We start from the raw sequence: 17,539 nt of genomic DNA, 5'->3' as shown, positions 1-17,539 counted from the left end.
CCAGGAGGACAATCCAGTGGCGAAGGCGAAGTTCGAGCGGACGAAGCCGCACGTCAACATCGGCACCATCGGTCACATCGACCATGGCAAGACCACGCTGACCGCGGCGATCTCCAAGGTTCTGCACGACGCGTACCCCGATGTGAACGCTTCGTTCGCGTTCGACCAGATCGACAAGGCGCCGGAAGAGAAGCAGCGCGGCATCACGATCTCGATCGCGCACATCGAGTACCAGACGGAGAACCGTCACTACGCGCACGTCGACTGCCCCGGTCACGCCGACTACATCAAGAACATGATCACCGGTGCGGCGCAGATGGACGGCGCCATCCTGGTGGTCGCGGCGACCGACGGCCCGATGCCGCAGACGAAGGAGCACGTCCTCCTGGCCCGCCAGGTCGGCGTCCCCTACATCGTCGTCGCGCTCAACAAGGCCGACATGGTCGACGACGAGGAGATCCTGGAGCTCGTCGAGCTCGAGGTCCGCGAGCTGCTCTCCGAGTACGAGTTCCCGGGCGACGACCTGCCGGTCGTGCGCGTTTCGGCGCTGAAGGCGCTGGAGGGTGACGAGACCTGGGGCAAGTCCGTTCTCGAGCTCATGAACGCCGTCGACACGGCGATCCCGGAGCCCGAGCGCGAGACCGACAAGCCGTTCCTCATGCCCGTCGAGGACGTCTTCACGATCACCGGCCGCGGCACCGTCGTGACCGGTCGTATCGAGCGCGGCATCATCAACGTGAACTCCGAGATCGAGATCGTCGGTATCAAGGAGCAGTCGAAGAAGACGACTGTCACCTCGATCGAGATGTTCAAGAAGTTCCTCGACGAGGGTCGCGCCGGTGACAACGCCGCGCTGCTGCTCCGCGGCATCAAGCGCGAGGAGGTGGAGCGCGGCATGGTCATCGTCAAGCCGGGCACCACGACCCCGCACACCGAGTTCGAGGCGCAGGTCTACATCCTGTCCAAGGACGAGGGTGGCCGCCACACGCCGTTCTTCAACAACTACCGTCCGCAGTTCTACTTCCGCACGACGGACGTGACCGGCGTTGTGACGCTGCCCGAGGGCACCGAGATGGTCATGCCGGGTGACACCACCGGTATGTCGGTCAAGCTGATCCAGCCGATCGCCATGGACGAGGGCCTCCGCTTCGCGATCCGCGAGGGTGGCCGCACCGTCGGCGCCGGCTCGGTCACCAAGATCATCAAGTGACCTAGCTCGACCCAGTTCGGCGACAGGCCGGGCCAACGGCTTCCCGTTGGCCCGGCCTTCGTCGTTCCCCCGGACGAGCTGTGCGGTAGCTCACGCCGCGCAGTCGCCGGGAACCGGGGAACGAGGACGCGTCGGCGAACCCGTTGCCGGACAATGGAACCGGCGCCGCCGTCGCTCCACACGCGACGGACGGAGCGGCTCACCGGTCAAGATCCGGACGTGATCTGGGACCAAGTCGGCCACCCCGATTTGGAGTGCCTCACGACCATGTGGCATTCTTTACGGGTTGCTCGACGAAGGCCGGGTCGCATCCGTGCGTGCTCGGACCCTTCGACCGAGCGTCCGCGCCCTGTTAGTGAACGCCTCCTTGCGGAGATGGGCATCAGGGTGCATGGGCTGTGGTAGGCCCAATCCCACCGGGGAGACCTTGCGTGGGACCGGTATGCGCACCGGGCGCGACACGCCCGACCGCGTGGACCGGGCACCATGACACTTCAACAGGGGCGGAGCGCGCCAAGAGGCTGTAACAGGCCTCATCCGAGGCACCGCACCGCAGCGGTTACGAGAAGCAGAGGAACGGCAAGCCATCATGGCGGGACAAAAGATCCGCATCCGGCTCAAGGCCTACGACCACGAGGCGATCGACGCGTCTGCGCGCAAGATCGTTGAGACCGTGACGCGCACCGGCGCTCGGGTTGTCGGGCCCGTGCCGCTGCCCACTGAGAAGAACGTGTACTGCGTCATCCGCTCGCCGCACAAGTACAAGGACTCGCGCGAGCACTTCGAGATGCGCACGCACAAGCGGTTGATCGACATCCTCGACCCGACGCCGAAGACGGTGGACGCGCTCATGCGCATCGACCTGCCGGCCAGCGTCGACGTCAACATCCAGTAAGCGTTGGGCGCGGAGAGTAACGGACCAATGTCTGACAGGCAGATGAAGGGCATCCTGGGCACCAAGCTCGGCATGACTCAGGTCTTCGACGAGAACAACCGGGTCGTCCCGGTGACCGTCGTCAGGGCTGAGCCCAATGTCGTGACCCAGGTTCGCACCGAGGAGAAGGACGGCTACACCGCCGTCCAGCTGGCGGCCGGCGCGATCGACCCGCGCAAGGTCAACAAGCCCGTCGCGGGCCACTTCGCCAAGGCCGGGGTCACGCCCCGTCGCCACCTGGTGGAGCTGCGCACGGCGGACGCCGGCGAGTACACGGTCGGCCAGGAGATCACCGCTGAGGTGTTCGAGGCCGGCGCTGTTGTCGACATCACCGGCACCAGCAAGGGCAAGGGCACCGCGGGTGTCATGAAGCGCCACAACTTCCGGGGTCTCGGCTCCAGCCACGGCACCCAGCGCAAGCACCGCTCGCCGGGTTCCATCGGTGGCTGCGCCACTCCGGGTCGCGTCTTCAAGGGTCTGCGCATGGCCGGCCGCATGGGCCACGTGCGCGTCACGACCCAGAACCTGAAGGTGCACAAGATCGACGCCGAGAACGGCCTGCTGCTCATCAAGGGCGCTGTTCCCGGCCCCAAGGGTGGTCTGGTGTTCGTCCGGACTGCCGCGAAGGGTGGTGCCTGATGTCGACGGTTGAGATCCGTACGCCGGACGGTGCGTCCGCCGGCACGGTCGAGCTCCCCTCGGCTGTTTTCGACGCGCAGGCGAACGTCGCGCTGCTGCACCAGGTCGTGGTGGCCCAGCAGGCCGCCGCTCGCCAGGGCACGCACGCCACGAAGACCCGCGGCGAGGTGTCCGGTGGTGGCAAGAAGCCGTACCGCCAGAAGGGCACCGGTCGTGCCCGCCAGGGTTCGACGCGTGCTCCGCAGTTCGCCGGCGGTGGCGTCGTCCACGGCCCGCAGCCGCGTGACTACTCGCAGCGGACGCCCAAGAAGATGAAGGCCGCCGCTCTGCGTGGCGCCCTCTCCGACCGGGCCCGCGCCAACCAGGTGCACGTCGTGTCCGGCCTGGTGGACGGGGACACCCCGTCGACCAAGACCGCGCGCAAGGTCCTGGAGTCGGTCACCCAGGCCCGTCGCGTTCTCGTGGTGCTCAACCGCACCGACGAGGTCGCGTGGGTCAGCGTGCGCAACCTGCCGCACGTGCACGTGATCGCGCCCGACCAGCTCAACACCTACGACGTGCTCGTCAACGACGACGTGGTGTTCACCAAGGACTCGCTCGACGTGTTCCTCGCCAGCAAGGCCCAGTCGGGTTCTGGCTCGGCCGAGGCCACGGCGACCGTGGTGGACGAGGAGGCCTCGAAGTGATCCCCGACCACAGGGACGTCCTGCTCGCGCCCGTGATCTCCGAGAAGTCCTACGGACTGCTCGAGGAGAACAAGTACACCTTCCTGGTGGCTCCGGGTTCGAACAAGACGCAGATCAAGATCGCCGTGGAGAAGGTCTTCGGCGTGAAGGTCGTCAGCGTCAACACCATCAACCGGCAGGGCAAGCGCAAGCGCACCCGCACCGGGTTCGGCAAGCGCAAGGACACGAAGCGCGCGATCGTGACGCTGTCTTCGGACAGCAAGCCGATCGAGATCTTCGGCGGCCCTGCCGCCTGATGACGAGGACTGCGTAGAGATGGGCATTCGCAAGTACAAGCCGACGACCCCCGGTCGTCGCGGTGCGAGCGTCTCCGACTTCGCCGAGATCACTCGGTCGACTCCGGAGAAGTCGCTGATCCGTCCGCTGCACAAGCTGGGCGGCCGCAACGCGTCGGGCAAGATCACCACGCGGCACAAGGGTGGCGGTCACAAGCGGGCTTACCGCCTGATCGACTTCCGTCGCAACGACAAGGACGGCGTGCCGGCCAAGGTCGCTCACATCGAGTACGACCCCAACCGCACCGCGCGCATCGCGCTGCTGCACTACGCGGACGGCGAGAAGCGCTACATCATCGCCCCGGAGAAGCTCAAGCAGGGTGACACGGTTGAGAACGGCCCCAAGGCCGACATCAAGCCGGGCAACAACCTGCCGCTGCGCAACATCCCGGTCGGTTCCGTGATCCACGCGATCGAGCTCCGCCCCGGCGGCGGCGCGAAGATCGCCCGCTCCGCCGGTGCCTCGGTGCAGCTCGTGGCGAAGGACGGCCCGTACGCCCAGCTGCGGATGCCTTCGGGCGAGATCCGCAACGTGGACGTGCGCTGCCGCGCCACGCTCGGCGAGGTCGGCAACAAGGAGCACCAGAACATCAACTGGGGCAAGGCCGGCCGCATGCGGTGGAAGGGCAAGAAGCCCACCGTCCGCGGTGTCGCCATGAACCCCGTTGACCACCCGCATGGTGGTGGTGAAGGTAAGACCTCCGGTGGTCGCCACCCGGTCAACCCGGCTGGTAAGCCCGAAGGCCGTACCCGCCGCCGTAAGCCAAGCGACAAGCTCATCGTCCGGCGTCGTCGCACCGGTAAGAAGCGCTGAGCAGGGAGGGAGTGAAGGATGCCTCGCAGCCTTAAGAAGGGTCCCTTCGTCGACGACCACCTGCTCAAGAAGGTGGACGTCCAGAACGAAGCGGGCAAGAAGACCGTCATCAAGACGTGGTCCCGCCGGTCCACGATCATCCCGGACATGCTCGGCCACACCATCGCGGTGCACGACGGTCGCAAGCACGTCCCGGTGTTCGTGACCGAGGCGATGGTCGGGCACAAGCTGGGCGAGTTCGCCCCGACCCGCACCTTCAAGGGTCACATCAAGGACGACCGGAAGTCTCGTCGCCGCTAGGCGTCGAACTGAGAAGAGCAAGGGAAAAGCAGCGATGAACGCCCGTAAGGACGCTGAGGCGCAGGAGTTTCCGCGCGCCGTGGCTCGGGCTCGCTACGTCCGCGACACCCCCATGAAGGTCCGTCGCGTCGTCGAGCTCATCAAGGGTCGTAACGCCAGCGAGGCCCTGGCCGTGCTCCAGTTCGCGCCCCAGGCCGCTTCTGAGCCGGTCGCGAAGGTGCTCGCCAGCGCCATGGCCAACGCCGAGAACAACCTGTCCCTGGACCCCGCCACCCTCTGGGTGTCGGCGGCCTTTGTGGACGAGGGTCCGACCCTCAAGCGTTTCCGCCCGCGTGCCCAGGGCCGCGCGTACCGGATCCGCAAGCGGACGAGCCACATCACCATCGAGGTGGAGTCTCGTCCCAAGAAGACCAGCGCGAAGGGAACGCGGTAGTGGGCCAGAAGATCAACCCGCACGGCTTCCGGCTGGGGATCACCACCGACTGGAAGTCCCGCTGGTACGCAGACAAGCAGTACGCCGAGTACGTGGCGGAGGACGTCAAGATCCGCCGCCTGCTCAGCAAGGGCATGGAGCGTGCCGGCATCTCCAAGGTGGAGATCGAGCGGACCCGTGACCGGGTGCGCGTCGACATCCACACCGCCCGGCCGGGCATCGTCATCGGCCGTCGCGGTGCCGAGGCGGACCGCATCCGCGGTGAGCTCGAGAAGCTCACCAAGAAGCAGGTCCAGCTGAACATCCTCGAGGTCAAGAGCCCCGAGTCGGACGCGCAGCTCGTGGCACAGGGTGTCGCCGAGCAGCTGTCCAACCGCGTCGCCTTCCGGCGCGCGATGCGCAAGGCCATCCAGTCGGCCATGCGTTCGCCGCAGGTCAAGGGCATCCGCGTGCAGTGCGGCGGTCGCCTCGGCGGCGCCGAGATGTCCCGCTCGGAGCACTACCGCGACGGCCGCGTGCCGCTGCACACGCTCCGCGCCAACATCGACTACGGCTTCTTCGAGGCCCGCACCACGTTCGGCCGTATCGGCGTGAAGGTGTGGATCTACAAGGGCGACATCGTCGGTGGCATCTCCGCCAAGCGCGCGCTCGACGCGGCTGCGCCTTCGCAGGCCGACCGCGCCCCGCGCCGCGACCGTGGCGAGCGTCCGAACCGGGCCCGTCGCTCCGGTGCCAGCGGCACCACCGCGACGAGCACCGAGGCCGGTCGTGCCGCAGCTGACGCTTCCGCGTCGGCCGAGGCCCCGGCTGCTGCAGAGAAGACGGAGAGCTGAGTCATGCTCATCCCTCGTAGGGTCAAGCACCGCAAGCAGCACCACCCCAAGCGGTCGGGTGCTGCCAAGGGCGGCACGAAGGTCACCTTCGGCGAGTACGGCATCCAGGCTCTCGAGCCGGCGTACGTCACCAACAGGCAGATCGAGTCCGCTCGTATCGCCATCACGCGCCACATCCGTCGTGGCGGCAAGGTCTGGATCAACATCTTCCCGGACCGTCCGCTGACGAAGAAGCCGGCCGAGACCCGCATGGGTTCCGGTAAGGGTTCGCCGGAGTGGTGGGTGGCCAACGTCAAGCCGGGTCGCGTCCTCTTCGAGATGGCCTTCCCGAACGAGCAGGTCGCTCGCGAGGCGCTCCGCCGCGCGATCCACAAGCTCCCGATGAAGTGCCGCATCGTTACGCGTGAGGGTGGTGAGTTCTGATGGCAGCGGGTACCACCGCTTCCGAGCTGCGTGAGCTCACCGAGGAAGAGCTCGTGCTGCGTCTGAAGGAGTCGAAGGAAGAGCTCTTCAACCTTCGCTTCCAGATGGCCACGGGCCAGCTCGACAACAACCGGCGTCTGCGCACGGTCCGGCACGACATCGCCCGGATCTACACCGTGATGCGGGAGCGGGAGCTCGGGCTCTCCGCTTCGCCGGATTCCACTGGTGAGGGTGCGGCATGACCGAAAGCAACGAAGTCCAGACCGAGAAGCGCAACGACCGCAAGGTCCGCGAGGGCCTCGTCGTGTCCGACAAGATGGACAAGACGATCGTCGTGGCGCTCGAGGACCGCAAGAAGCACCCGCGTTACTCCAAGATCATGCGCTCCACCACCAAGGTGAAGGTGCACGACGAGGAGAACGCGGCGGGCGTCGGCGACCGCGTCCTGCTGATGGAGACCCGACCGCTGTCGGCGACCAAGCGCTGGCGGCTCGTCGAGATCCTCGAGAAGGCCAAGTAAGTCCTTTCTAGACAGACCGAGCCCGTCGGGTCGGAAATCCGGCGGGCCAGGAATGGTCAGGAGCAAGTAAGTGATTCAGCAGGAGTCGCGGCTTCGTGTCGCCGACAACACTGGTGCGAAGGAAATCCTTTGCATCCGTGTTCTCGGTGGTTCGGGCCGCCGCTACGCGGGCATCGGCGACATCATCGTCGCGACCGTCAAGGACGCGATCCCCGGTGCCGGTGTGAAGAAGGGTGACGTCGTCAAGGCCGTCATCGTCCGCACCGTCAAGGAGCGCCGTCGTCCGGATGGCTCGTACATCCGCTTCGACGAGAACGCCGCCGTGCTCATCAAGAACGACAACGAGCCCCGCGGCACCCGCATCTTCGGCCCGGTCGGTCGTGAGCTGCGCGACAAGAAGTTCATGAAGATCATCTCGCTGGCTCCGGAGGTGCTCTGACCATGAAGGTGAAGAAGGGCGACACGGTCGTCGTCATCGCCGGCAAGGACAAGGGCGCGAAGGGCAAGGTCATCCAGGCCTACCCGGAGACCGGCAAGGTCCTGGTCGAGGGCGTCAACCGGATCAAGAAGCACACCAAGATCTCGCAGACCCAGCGGGGCGCGCAGTCCGGTGGCATCGTGACCCAGGAAGCCCCGATCAACGTCTCCAACGTGATGGTGGTCGACTCGGACGGCAAGCCGACCCGTGTTGGTTACCGTACGAACGACGAGGGCAAGCGGGTCCGCATTTCCCGTCGTAACGGGAAGGACATCTGATCATGACTACCGCAGAGAAGATCATCCCGCGGCTCAAGACGCGCTACCGCTCGGAGATCACCGGCGAGCTGCAGAAGCAGTTCAACTACGCCAACGTGATGCAGATCCCGGGCGTCGTGAAGGTCGTCGTCAACATGGGTGTCGGCGACGCCGCCCGTGACGGCAAGCTGATCGAGGGTGCCGTCAAGGACCTCTCGATCATCACCGGCCAGCGTCCCGAGGTCCGTCGGGCCCGCAAGTCCATCGCGCAGTTCAAGCTGCGCGAGGGCATGCCGATCGGCGCGCGCGTCACGCTGCGCGGCGACCGCATGTGGGAGTTCTTGGACCGCCTGCTGACGATCGCTCTCCCGCGCATCCGCGACTTCCGCGGTCTCTCGGGCAAGCAGTTCGACGGCAACGGCAACTACACGTTCGGTCTGAACGAGCAGTCGATGTTCCACGAGATCGACCCCGACTCGATCGACCGTCCCCGCGGCATGGACATCACCGTCGTCACCACCGCCACGAACGACGAGGAGGGCCGGGCGCTGCTGAAGCACCTGGGCTTCCCGTTCAAGGAGAACTGAGTCGATGGCCAAGAAGGCGTTGATCAACAAGGCCGCGAAGAAGCCGAAGTTCAAGGTCCGGGGCTACACCCGGTGCCAGCGTTGCGGCCGCCCCCACGCGGTGTTCCGCAAGTTCGGCCTCTGCCGGATCTGCCTGCGCGAGATGGCTCACCGCGGTGAGCTGCCTGGCGTGAGCAAGTCCAGCTGGTAATTCCAAGCTCCATTACTTCGCTGTAGGCCCGCACACGACCGTCCCGCGCCTCCCTCTCCGGGGGGAGGCCGGGTCTGGACCCTGAGCGGCGAACCGCAGCGAGAAAGGTTGACCAGGTCACCATGACGATGACCGACCCGATCGCAGACATGCTCACTCGTCTGCGGAACGCGAACTCGGCTTACCACGACAAGGTCGTGATGCCGCACTCGAAGCTGAAGGCCAACATCGCCGAGATCCTCAAGCGCGAGGGCTACATCGCCTCGTACCGCGACGAGGAGGGCGAGGTCGCGAAGAACCTCGTCGTCGAGCTGAAGTACGGCCCGAACCGCGAGCGCAGCATCGCCGGCCTCCGCCGCGTGTCGAAGCCCGGCCTGCGCGTGTACGCGAAGTCCACCGGCCTGCCGCGAGTTCTCGGCGGTCTTGGTGTGGCGATCATTTCGACCTCTGGCGGTCTCATGACCGACCGCCAGGCCAACAAGGCAGGCGTGGGCGGAGAAGTCCTCGCCTACGTTTGGTAAGGGGGAGTAGACATGTCGCGCATCGGTAAGCAGCCGATCATTGTCCCCTCCGGGGTCGACGTGAACATCGCCGGCCAGGACGTCAGCATCAAGGGCCCGAAGGGCACCCTGACGCTGACGATCGCTGAGCCGATCAGCCTGGAGAAGGCTGAGGACGGCACGCTCGAGGTGAAGCGTCCGAACGACGAGCGCCGCAACCGCGCGCTCCACGGCCTGTCGCGCACGCTGGTGCACAACATGGTCGTCGGCGTGACCCAGGGTTACGAAAAGAAGATGGAGATCCACGGCGTCGGTTACCGCGTCGCGCTCAAGGGCTCTGAGCTCGAGTTCGCGCTCGGTTACTCGCACCCCGTCAAGGTGGAGGCCCCCGCGGGCATCACCTTCGCGGTCGAGACCCCGACCCGCTTCTCCGTTTCGGGTATCGACAAGCAGCTGGTCGGTGAGGTCGCCGCCAACATCCGCAAGCTGCGCAAGCCCGACCCGTACAAGGGCAAGGGCGTCCGCTACTCGGGCGAGAAGATCCGTCGCAAGGTCGGAAAGACGGGTAAGTGACATGAGCGAGTCGACTGTTACGAAGCGCAAGCCGGTGGGCAAGGACATCTCCACCAGGCGTCGTGTTGCGAAGGCCCGTCGCCACTTCCGCCTCCGCAAGAAGGTCAACGGTACCGCCGAGCGTCCGCGCCTGGCCGTGCACCGTTCGTCGAAGCACATCACCGTGCAGATCATCGACGACCTCAAGGGCCACACGATCGCGTCCGCGTCCTCCATGGAGGCCGACGTCCGTGCGCTCGAGGGCGACAAGAAGGCCCGTGCGGCCAAGGTCGGCCAGCTGGCCGCGGCCCGTGCCAAGGACGCCGGCGTCACGGCGGTCGTGTTCGACCGCGGCGGCAACGCGTACCACGGCCGCATCGCCGCTCTGGCTGACGCCGCTCGCGAGGCGGGGCTGGAGTTCTGACAATGATCATCACCGGAATTGAGAGGGACGCCTGATGCCAGGACGTACGCGTCGCGAAGGCGGCGGGGGCGAGCGCGGAGAGCGCCGCGACCGTCGTGACGGCGGCCGCGGCGGCGCGGCCCAGGAGAAGACCCCCCACCTCGAGCGCGTGGTTGCGATCAACCGCGTCTCCAAGGTGGTCAAGGGTGGTCGTCGGTTCAGCTTCACCGCCCTCGTGGTGGTGGGCGACGGCGACGGCATGGTCGGCGTCGGCTACGGCAAGGCCAAGGAAGTTCCCGCGGCCATCGCCAAGGGTGTCGAGGAAGCGAAGAAGAACTTCTTCCGCGTTCCCCGCATCGCCGGCACCATCCCCCACCCGGTCCAGGGTGAGAAGGCCGCTGGCGTGGTCCTGCTGCGTCCGGCCTCGGCCGGTACCGGTGTCATCGCGGGTGGCGCTGTCCGCGCCGTCCTCGAGTGCGCCGGCGTGCACGACGTGCTGTCGAAGTCGCTCGGCTCCGACAACGCGATCAACATCGTGCACGCGACCGTGGCGGCCCTCAAGGGCCTGCAGCGTCCCGAAGAGGTCGCGGCCCGTCGTGGCCTGCCCCTCGAGGACGTCGCCCCCGCCGGCATGATCCGCGCTCGCGCGGGCCAGGGGGTGTGATCATGGCTCAGCTGAAGATCACGCAGGTTCGCAGCACCATCGGTACCAAGCACAACCACCGCGAGTCGATGCGCACCCTCGGGCTGCGCAAGATCCGCCAGTCGGTCGTGCGTGAGGACACCCCCCAGGTGCTCGGTCTGATCCACACCGTGCGCCACCTGGTGGTTGTTGAGGAGGTCCAGTCGTGACCATCAAGATCCACGACCTGCGTCCCGCCCCCGGAGCCAAGACCGCCAAGACCCGCGTCGGTCGTGGTGAGGGCTCCAAGGGCAAGACCGCCGGCCGCGGCACGAAGGGCACGGGCGCTCGCAAGAACGTCTCGCCGCGCTTCGAGGGTGGCCAGATGCCGCTGCACATGCGGCTGCCGAAGCTCAAGGGCTTCCGCAACCCGTTCCGCACCGAGTACCAGGTCGTGAACGTGTCCGACATCGCTGCCTCGTTCCCCGAGGGCGGTTCGGTCGACGTTCCGGCGCTGGTCCTGGCCGGGCTGGTCCGCAAGGGCTCGCTCGTCAAGGTGCTGGGCGATGGTGAGGTCAGCGTCAAGCTGGACGTCACCGCCGACAAGTTCTCCAAGTCCGCTGTGGAGAAGCTGGCCGCTGCCGGTGGGTCTTCCACCGTCGCGTCCTGACGTTTCCTTCTGGGACGTTGTCGAAGGGCCCCGAGGCTTTTGCCTCGGGGCCCTTCGGCGTTGCTAGGGGTTGGGTTGCGTTGGTGAGGTGCCTGTTCCAGCGGGGTTGGTTGCGTTTTGTTGGTCGGGTTGTGTTGCGAGGGTGTTTGCGCGGGTCGGGACGAAGCGCCGGGGTGGCGATTGGGGCTTGACCTCGAGCCTCTGGCGGGATGCTGGGACGGCCGGAAAAGCCGGGGCGAAAAGAGCCCCGGCCGTGCCCTGCGAGGGGAGCATCCCGCCTCCTCGAGGTAAAGCCCCAATCGCCTTCGCCGGTGCCGACCGCTGCTCGGCGGCGCATAGTTCGAACGGCTCGCTGCGCATCGCCACGCCAGGCTGCATGCGCGGCTGAGATGGGCTGTCGGCTGTCCGGCTGGCACCGCGCGCCGGGTCTGGGTGCGTGGTCGCCTCGGGTTGTCGGCTGTCCGGCTGGCACCGCGCGCCGAGCCTGGATGCGTGGTCGTCTCGCGCTGGCGGCTGCGGCTCGCACCACACGCACGAACCCCGCTTGTAGGAATGTCAACATTCCTACAAACGGCTGGCGGCGGGGTTCACAGTGGTCGGCTTGCATTGGCGGGTGTGGCTGGGTGCGCTCGTCCGGCCCGGCTCCGCCTGTCCCGTGCTGCTCGCCGTGCCCTTGCCGAGGCCGCCCACCCCAACGTCGCCCACCCAAGCGCCGCCTCGTCTCACTCGCCGTGCTCGCTGTCGCCTGGCGGGGACGCGCTGCCGTCCCCGTCTCGCCGTGCGCCTCGGCCGGCGACGCGCGGGGCGGGTTCGCTTTGCGGGGATTTCTGCGGGAACAACGGAGACTCCGCAAACGTTCGCGGGCGGTGTAATGGCTGCTGGTAGCACGGAAGTGGAGGAGTTTCTACCCCGGATGGGCTAGTGGTGTGGTGAGAGATCAACGAGTTGGAACCTGTGATTGGCCACTGGGTACGGCGGAGTCGTGGGGGACTGTTAGAGTCGCGGGCTGAACCCGGATGTCCTCCGGGTTGCTTGGTCGTGGCTGCCTGCTTCGGCCTGCCAACTACCGCATGTGCCGGTCCCTGGGGGTCGGCAACGCTCAGGAGGTTCGCGTGCTCGGCGCATTCCGCTCGGCTCTCGCGACGCCGGATCTACGCAAGAAGATCCTGTTCACGCTCGGGATCATCATTGTGTACCGGCTTGGTGCGACCATGCCCGCGCCGGGCGTGTCCTTCAAGAACGTGCGGGCGTGTGCTGAACAGCTCGAGGGCCAGAACATCTACTCGCTGATCAACCTGTTCAGCGGTGGTGCCCTGCTTAACCTGTCGGTGTTCGCGCTGGGCATCATGCCCTACATCACCGCGAGCATCATCATCCAGCTGCTCACCGTGGTCATCCCGCGGTTCGAGCAGTTGAAGAAGGAAGGGCAGGCCGGTCAGGGCAAGCTGACGCAGTACACGCGCTACCTGACGATCGGCCTCGCGATCCTGCAGTCGACCGGTCTGGTGGCGCTGGCGGTGCGCGGTCAGCTGTTCGGTGAGTGCGACCAGGACGTCATCCCGAACAAGGACAGCATCTTCACCCTCATCGTGCTGGTCATCACCATGACCGCCGGTACCTCGGTCATCATGTGGCTGGGTGAGCTGATCACCGAGAAGGGCATCGGCAACGGCATGTCGTTGCTGATCTTCACCGGTATCGCCGCCCGCATCCCGGCCGAGGGCAAGAACATCCTCGACAAGAGCGGCATCACCTTCGCCCTCGTGGTCGTGGCCGCTCTGATCATCATCGCGAGCGTCATCTACGTCGAGCAGGCCCAGCGCCGCATCCCGGTGCAGTACGCCAAGCGCATGATCGGCCGCCGCATGTACGGCGGCACGTCGACGTACCTCCCCCTCAAGGTGAACCAGGCCGGCGTCATCCCGGTCATCTTCGCCTCTTCGCTGCTGTACCTGCCGGACCTGATCGTGCGCCTCACCCAGGGCTCGTCGACCGAGCCGAACTGGTTCTCGACCTTCGTCCAGACCTACCTGGTCAAGCAGTCGAGCTGGGTGCACATCGCCACGTACTTCCTGCTCATCGTCTTCTTCACGTACTTCTACGTCGGCATCACGTTCAACCCGGACGAGCGCGCCGACGAGATGAAGAAGTTCGGTGGCTTCATCCCCGGCATCCGTCCCGGCCGCCCGACCGCCGAGTACCTCAAGTTCGTCCTGGGTCGCATCACGCTCCCCGGTTCGCTCTACCTCGGCATCGTGGCGATCCTGCCGAACCTGTTCCTGGACCTGACCGGCGACGGCCAGAACCAGAACTTCCCGTTCGGCGGCACCGCGGTTCTGATCATGGTCGGTGTCGGTCTCGACACCGTGAAGCAGATCGAGAGCCAGCTCATGCAGCGCAATTACGAAGGGTTCCTCCGCTAGATGCGACTCGTTCTCGTTGGCCCGCCCGGCGCGGGCAAGGGCACCCAGGCCGAAGTTCTGAGCCGCAAGCTCGGAGTGCCGCACATCTCGACGGGCGACCTCTTCCGGTCACACATCAGCAACCAGACCGAGCTCGGGCTGGAGGTGCAGGGCATCCTCGACGAGGGCGCTCTCGTGCCGGACTCCATCACCAACGAGATGGTGCGCAAGCGCCTCGCCGAGGCCGACGCGACGGACGGGTTCCTGCTCGACGGGTTCCCGCGCAACGTCGCCCAGGCGGACAAGCTCGGTGAGTTCCTCGCCGTCGGTGGCCACACCCTCGACGCGGTGCTGGAGTTCCGGGTCGACGAGGACGTCGTCGTGGAGCGGTTGCTCGCCCGCGGGCGCACGGACGACAAGGAAGACGTCATCCGGCACCGCCAGCAGGTGTACCGCAACGAGACCGCGCCGCTGCTGAGCTACTACGCGGACAAGGTCGTCTCCATCGACGCCGTCGGGGAGATCGACGAGATCAGCGAGCGCGCGCTGGCCGCGCTGCACTCACTGCGCGACGAGAAGTGACAGGTGGACTGCTTGACCGGCTCCGCACTGCCATCACGGGTGGCAGCGACAGCATGAGCAAGATCGAGATCAAGACCCCCGGCCAGCTGGAGGCCATGCGCGCCTCCGGCCTGGTCGTGGCTCGGGCACTGAAGAACGTCGTCGCGGCGGTGAAGCCCGGCGTGTCCACGTGGGAGCTCGACGAGATCGCCGAGCAGACCATCCGCGACGCCGGCGCCATCCCGTCGTTCAAGGGCTACCACGGCTTCCCGGCGAGCATCTGCGCGTCGGTGAACGACCAGATCGTCCACGGCATCCCCAGCAAGACCCAGGTGCTGGCCGAAGGCGACCTGATCTCCATCGACTGCGGTGCGATCCTCGACGACTGGCACGGCGACTCGGCCGTCACGGTCGGCGTCGGCGAGCTCTCGCCCGCGGACCACAAGCTGTCCGAGGCGACCAGGCTGTCGATGCTCGCGGGCATCGAGGCCGCGGTGCCCGGTGGCAGGCTCACGGACATCTCGTTCGCCATCGAGTCCTCGGCCCTGGAGTCGGGCGACCGCGACGGCATCGAGTACGGGATCGTCGCCGACTACGGCGGCCACGGCATCGGCTCCAAGATGCACATGGACCCGTTCCTGCCGAACTACGGCAAGCCGGGCAAGGGGCCGAGGCTCAAGGTCGGCATGGCGATCGCGATCGAGCCGATGCTGACGCTCGGCACGGACGACTCGCAGGAGCTGGAGGACGGCTGGACCGTCGTCACGCTCGACGGCACGCGCGCCGCGCACTGGGAGCACAGCGTCGCGATCACCGAGGACGGTCCCTGGGTGCTCACGGCCCCCGAGGAAGACTGATCCAGGCTTGGACGTAACCCCGTTCACCGCGTGCGGTGGGCGGGGTTATTTCGTTTGTCACGACCGATACCGTCGAGGGTGACGAACGAGTCCAATGCTTGGGGGCATTGTGGGGGTAACCCGTTTCGTCCTGTCCGCGCTATTGGTTCCACTCGCCGGCTGTGCTGCCACCAAGCCGGCCACCGACTTCACCTACCAGGACGTCCCGGCCGAACGGGTCGCCGACCGGATCTTCCTCGCCGACACCATCGCGGCCGTCGAGCAGTGCGATCCGCCGTTCTCCGACGTCGTCGTCCGCCGGCCGACCTTCACCGGCGCGCCACCACCCGTGGACGGCGGGTGCGGTGGTGCGATCAGGGCCGGCGCCTCGTGGGAGTACTCCGACGCCGTCAACCGTGTCACGGCGCTGCACGACACCGTGGTCCGCGAGTGGGAGGTCCTGCTCGCGTCCGGGCCCGAGGCCGCCGAGACGCGGGCGATGACCGCGACCCTGCTGCACTGCCTCGACCGGGCCGGGTTCACCCAGCGCGGTCCCGGTGACCCCGGTCTGGAGAGCTACGGGGTCTCCCAGGGCGACGTCGCGCTCGACAACGCAGCTCAGAGGTGTTCCGACGAGACCTGGTACGGCACCGGCATCGCTGCTCAACGCCTGCGCACGCTGCGTTCGGTGCTCGGCAGGCACGAGGAGCAGATCAACCGGATCGCGAAGCTCCGGCCCGTCCTGGAGCGTGCAGCGGTGCCCGACGGCGGCCGCGACCGGGCCCGATTTGGGTTGCCGGAGTGAACTGCGTACACTGGTCAGGTGGCGCATCCGTCGCGCCGGTTCTGTCATGCCCTCGCAGGTGAGATCGAACCCGGCTGGCGCGCGTCCAAAGGTTATTATCACCGTCACGAAACGCGGAGGACATGGGCAAGAAGGACGGGGCCATTGAGGTCGAGGGCCGCGTAGTCGAACCGCTTCCCAACGCGATGTTCCGCGTCGAGTTGGAAAACGGTCACAAGGTACTCGCGCACATCAGCGGCAAGATGCGTCAGCACTACATCCGCATCCTCCCTGAGGACCGGGTTGTCGTGGAGCTCTCGCCCTACGACCTGTCCCGCGGGCGCATCGTCTACCGCTACAAGTGACCTCCAATAGCAGGAGACTTCAGGCGTGAAGGTCCAGCCGAGCGTCAAGAAGATCTGCGACAAGTGCAAGGTGATCCGCCGTCACGGCCGGGTCATGGTGATCTGCGAGAACCTGCGCCACAAGCAGCGCCAGGGCTGAGCAGTTCCACTCGCGCTCGTCGAGATCGTTCGATGACGCAGTAACGAGACACTCCTCGCACCTACCGCACGCAGGGCTTCAAGCGTGCGGACACCCCCGGATTCCAGGCCGGGGCCGGGACACCGGCTGTGAGAGCAGCCGGACACGACACACAGCGAGTCAGTCACCGGAACCGGGCGAGGAGCAGACCTGGAAGTAAACGACAGGAGTTAACCGCCACATGGCACGACTCGCTGGCGTCGACCTCCCCCGCGAGAAGCGGATGGAGATCGCGCTCACCTACATCTTCGGCATCGGTCGTACGCGCTCCAAGGAGCTGCTCGCCGCCACGGAGATCTCCCCGGACCTCCGGGTGAAGGATCTGACGGACGACGACCTCGCCAAGCTGCGGGACCACATCGAGACGAACTACAAGGTCGAGGGTGACCTTCGCCGTGAGGTTGCGGCCGACATCCGTCGCAAGATGGAGATCGGTTGCTACGCGGGTCTTCGGCACCGTCGCGGCCTGCCCGTTCGCGGACAGCGCACCAAGACGAACGCCCGTACCCGCAAGGGTCCGAAGAAGACCGTGGCCGGCAAGAAGAAGGCCGGCAAGAAGTAAGACCTCGCGTCTACTGCCCTCAACTTAGGAGCTCGTTTTGCCACCGAAGTCCCGCACGGGCGCCGGGGTCAAGAAGATCCGGCGCAAGGAAAAGAAGAACGTCTCGCACGGCCAGGCGCACATCAAGAGCACGTTCAACAACACCATCGTGTCCATCACGGACCCGATGGGCAACGTGATCAGCTGGGCGTCCGCCGGCCACGTGGGTTTCAAGGGCTCGCGCAAGTCCACGCCGTTCGCGGCGCAGATGGCTGCCGAGAACGCCGCCCGCAAGGCCGCCGAGCACGGCATGCGCAAGGTGGACGTGTTCGTGAAGGGTCCCGGCTCCGGCCGTGAGACCGCGATCCGTTCGCTGCAGGCCGCCGGTCTCGAGGTCGGCACCATCCAGGACGTGACCCCGCAGCCCCACAACGGCTGCCGCCCGCCCAAGCGGCGCCGGGTCTGAGGCACGGGGAGGAGTAAGAA

Annotated in this window: 30 protein-coding genes; all 30 read left to right on the top strand. The window is 66.6% G+C overall.

What is annotated here, in order from left to right:
* Positions 1–16: 16 nt before the first annotated feature.
* The 30 genes from tuf to rpsK all read left to right on the top strand — a co-directional run bounded on the left by tuf (position 17) and on the right by rpsK (position 17,519).
* On the top strand, positions 17–1,210 hold the full coding sequence (tuf, locus tag L6E10_RS01945; protein WP_090094700.1) for an elongation factor Tu: 1,194 nt from the start codon (positions 17–19) through the stop codon (positions 1,208–1,210).
* A gap of 589 nt (positions 1,211–1,799) precedes the next feature.
* Positions 1,800–2,105, top strand: coding sequence for a 30S ribosomal protein S10 (rpsJ, locus tag L6E10_RS01940; protein ID WP_003938093.1), 306 nt, complete (start codon positions 1,800–1,802; stop codon positions 2,103–2,105).
* A gap of 27 nt (positions 2,106–2,132) precedes the next feature.
* The gene (rplC, locus tag L6E10_RS01935) at positions 2,133–2,783 is read left to right on the top strand and encodes a 50S ribosomal protein L3 (RefSeq protein WP_089949042.1); all 651 of its coding nucleotides are present in this window, start codon (positions 2,133–2,135) and stop codon (positions 2,781–2,783) included.
* Positions 2,783–3,469 carry a 50S ribosomal protein L4 gene (rplD, locus tag L6E10_RS01930; protein ID WP_236216135.1) on the top strand — a complete coding sequence of 229 codons (687 nt, stop codon included), beginning with the start codon at positions 2,783–2,785 and terminating at the stop codon, positions 3,467–3,469. The genes rplC and rplD overlap by 1 nt, the downstream gene beginning before the upstream one ends.
* Positions 3,466–3,765, top strand: coding sequence for a 50S ribosomal protein L23 (gene rplW / locus L6E10_RS01925; RefSeq protein ID WP_090046572.1), 300 nt, complete (start codon positions 3,466–3,468; stop codon positions 3,763–3,765). The genes rplD and rplW overlap by 4 nt, the downstream gene beginning before the upstream one ends.
* Positions 3,766–3,784: 19 nt before the next feature.
* Positions 3,785–4,618, top strand: coding sequence for a 50S ribosomal protein L2 (gene rplB, locus L6E10_RS01920; RefSeq protein WP_089949047.1), 834 nt, complete (start codon positions 3,785–3,787; stop codon positions 4,616–4,618).
* Positions 4,619–4,636: 18 nt separating this feature from the next.
* The gene (gene rpsS / locus L6E10_RS01915; RefSeq protein WP_030478300.1) at positions 4,637–4,918 is read left to right on the top strand and encodes a 30S ribosomal protein S19; all 282 of its coding nucleotides are present in this window, start codon (positions 4,637–4,639) and stop codon (positions 4,916–4,918) included.
* Positions 4,919–4,952: 34 nt separating this feature from the next.
* Complete coding sequence (gene rplV / locus L6E10_RS01910; RefSeq protein WP_090094703.1) at positions 4,953–5,351, top strand: 50S ribosomal protein L22; 399 nt, start codon at positions 4,953–4,955, stop codon at positions 5,349–5,351.
* Positions 5,351–6,184 carry a 30S ribosomal protein S3 gene (gene rpsC / locus L6E10_RS01905; protein ID WP_090094704.1) on the top strand — a complete coding sequence of 278 codons (834 nt, stop codon included), beginning with the start codon at positions 5,351–5,353 and terminating at the stop codon, positions 6,182–6,184. The genes rplV and rpsC overlap by 1 nt, the downstream gene beginning before the upstream one ends.
* A gap of 3 nt (positions 6,185–6,187) precedes the next feature.
* Entirely contained in the window at positions 6,188–6,607 is a 420-nt protein-coding gene (gene rplP, locus L6E10_RS01900) for a 50S ribosomal protein L16 (protein WP_030473461.1), read from the top strand.
* A complete protein-coding gene (gene rpmC, locus L6E10_RS01895) occupies positions 6,607–6,849 on the top strand; it encodes a 50S ribosomal protein L29 (protein ID WP_090094705.1) in 243 nt (80 codons plus the stop codon). The genes rplP and rpmC overlap by 1 nt, the downstream gene beginning before the upstream one ends.
* Complete coding sequence (rpsQ, locus tag L6E10_RS01890; protein ID WP_089949051.1) at positions 6,846–7,127, top strand: 30S ribosomal protein S17; 282 nt, start codon at positions 6,846–6,848, stop codon at positions 7,125–7,127. The genes rpmC and rpsQ overlap by 4 nt, the downstream gene beginning before the upstream one ends.
* 70 nt (positions 7,128–7,197) lie before the next feature.
* A complete protein-coding gene (gene rplN / locus L6E10_RS01885; RefSeq protein WP_030478306.1) occupies positions 7,198–7,566 on the top strand; it encodes a 50S ribosomal protein L14 in 369 nt (122 codons plus the stop codon).
* Positions 7,567–7,568: 2 nt separating this feature from the next.
* Complete coding sequence (rplX, locus tag L6E10_RS01880; RefSeq protein ID WP_236216133.1) at positions 7,569–7,883, top strand: 50S ribosomal protein L24; 315 nt, start codon at positions 7,569–7,571, stop codon at positions 7,881–7,883.
* A 2-nt stretch (positions 7,884–7,885) separates the two neighbouring features.
* Complete coding sequence (rplE, locus tag L6E10_RS01875) at positions 7,886–8,449, top strand: 50S ribosomal protein L5 (RefSeq protein ID WP_090094707.1); 564 nt, start codon at positions 7,886–7,888, stop codon at positions 8,447–8,449.
* 4 nt (positions 8,450–8,453) lie between these two features.
* A complete protein-coding gene (locus tag L6E10_RS01870) occupies positions 8,454–8,639 on the top strand; it encodes a type Z 30S ribosomal protein S14 (protein ID WP_030473455.1) in 186 nt (61 codons plus the stop codon).
* Positions 8,640–8,761: 122 nt separating this feature from the next.
* Positions 8,762–9,160 (top strand): 30S ribosomal protein S8, encoded by a 399-nt coding sequence (gene rpsH / locus L6E10_RS01865; protein ID WP_030473454.1) that lies wholly within the window; start codon positions 8,762–8,764, stop codon positions 9,158–9,160.
* Between the two features lie 12 nt (positions 9,161–9,172).
* Positions 9,173–9,712: a 50S ribosomal protein L6 gene (gene rplF, locus L6E10_RS01860; protein WP_090094708.1), complete on the top strand. Its 540-nt coding sequence runs from the start codon at positions 9,173–9,175 to the stop codon at positions 9,710–9,712.
* Position 9,713: 1 nt separating this feature from the next.
* Complete coding sequence (gene rplR / locus L6E10_RS01855; RefSeq protein WP_236216131.1) at positions 9,714–10,115, top strand: 50S ribosomal protein L18; 402 nt, start codon at positions 9,714–9,716, stop codon at positions 10,113–10,115.
* Positions 10,116–10,149: 34 nt separating this feature from the next.
* On the top strand, positions 10,150–10,758 hold the full coding sequence (rpsE, locus tag L6E10_RS01850; RefSeq protein WP_030473451.1) for a 30S ribosomal protein S5: 609 nt from the start codon (positions 10,150–10,152) through the stop codon (positions 10,756–10,758).
* Positions 10,759–10,760: 2 nt separating this feature from the next.
* Positions 10,761–10,946, top strand: a complete 186-nt coding sequence (gene rpmD / locus L6E10_RS01845) for a 50S ribosomal protein L30 (protein ID WP_090046919.1) — start codon at positions 10,761–10,763, stop codon at positions 10,944–10,946.
* The gene (gene rplO, locus L6E10_RS01840; RefSeq protein ID WP_236216129.1) at positions 10,943–11,386 is read left to right on the top strand and encodes a 50S ribosomal protein L15; all 444 of its coding nucleotides are present in this window, start codon (positions 10,943–10,945) and stop codon (positions 11,384–11,386) included. The genes rpmD and rplO overlap by 4 nt, the downstream gene beginning before the upstream one ends.
* Before the next feature lie 1,112 nt (positions 11,387–12,498).
* Complete coding sequence (secY, locus tag L6E10_RS01835; protein ID WP_090095905.1) at positions 12,499–13,809, top strand: preprotein translocase subunit SecY; 1,311 nt, start codon at positions 12,499–12,501, stop codon at positions 13,807–13,809.
* Positions 13,810–14,370: an adenylate kinase gene (locus L6E10_RS01830; RefSeq protein ID WP_236216126.1), complete on the top strand. Its 561-nt coding sequence runs from the start codon at positions 13,810–13,812 to the stop codon at positions 14,368–14,370.
* Positions 14,371–14,423: 53 nt separating this feature from the next.
* Positions 14,424–15,206: a type I methionyl aminopeptidase gene (gene map / locus L6E10_RS01825; protein WP_090094713.1), complete on the top strand. Its 783-nt coding sequence runs from the start codon at positions 14,424–14,426 to the stop codon at positions 15,204–15,206.
* A 142-nt stretch (positions 15,207–15,348) separates the two neighbouring features.
* The gene (locus L6E10_RS01820; protein WP_236216124.1) at positions 15,349–15,990 is read left to right on the top strand and encodes a hypothetical protein; all 642 of its coding nucleotides are present in this window, start codon (positions 15,349–15,351) and stop codon (positions 15,988–15,990) included.
* Between the two features lie 122 nt (positions 15,991–16,112).
* On the top strand, positions 16,113–16,334 hold the full coding sequence (gene infA / locus L6E10_RS01815; protein WP_005166804.1) for a translation initiation factor IF-1: 222 nt from the start codon (positions 16,113–16,115) through the stop codon (positions 16,332–16,334).
* Between the two features lie 25 nt (positions 16,335–16,359).
* The gene (gene rpmJ / locus L6E10_RS01810) at positions 16,360–16,473 is read left to right on the top strand and encodes a 50S ribosomal protein L36 (RefSeq protein WP_010148647.1); all 114 of its coding nucleotides are present in this window, start codon (positions 16,360–16,362) and stop codon (positions 16,471–16,473) included.
* Positions 16,474–16,693: 220 nt separating this feature from the next.
* A complete protein-coding gene (gene rpsM, locus L6E10_RS01805; RefSeq protein ID WP_089949064.1) occupies positions 16,694–17,074 on the top strand; it encodes a 30S ribosomal protein S13 in 381 nt (126 codons plus the stop codon).
* A gap of 37 nt (positions 17,075–17,111) precedes the next feature.
* On the top strand, positions 17,112–17,519 hold the full coding sequence (rpsK, locus tag L6E10_RS01800) for a 30S ribosomal protein S11 (RefSeq protein WP_086669042.1): 408 nt from the start codon (positions 17,112–17,114) through the stop codon (positions 17,517–17,519).
* Positions 17,520–17,539: the final 20 nt, after the last annotated feature.

Origin of the sequence: Lentzea sp. CC55 (genome assembly GCF_021056325.1) — a bacterium.
GTDB lineage: Bacteria > Actinomycetota > Actinomycetes > Mycobacteriales > Pseudonocardiaceae > Lentzea > Lentzea jiangxiensis.
Note: the sequence above shows the minus strand (reverse complement) of the source record. Positions and strands in the feature narration are given on the sequence as shown.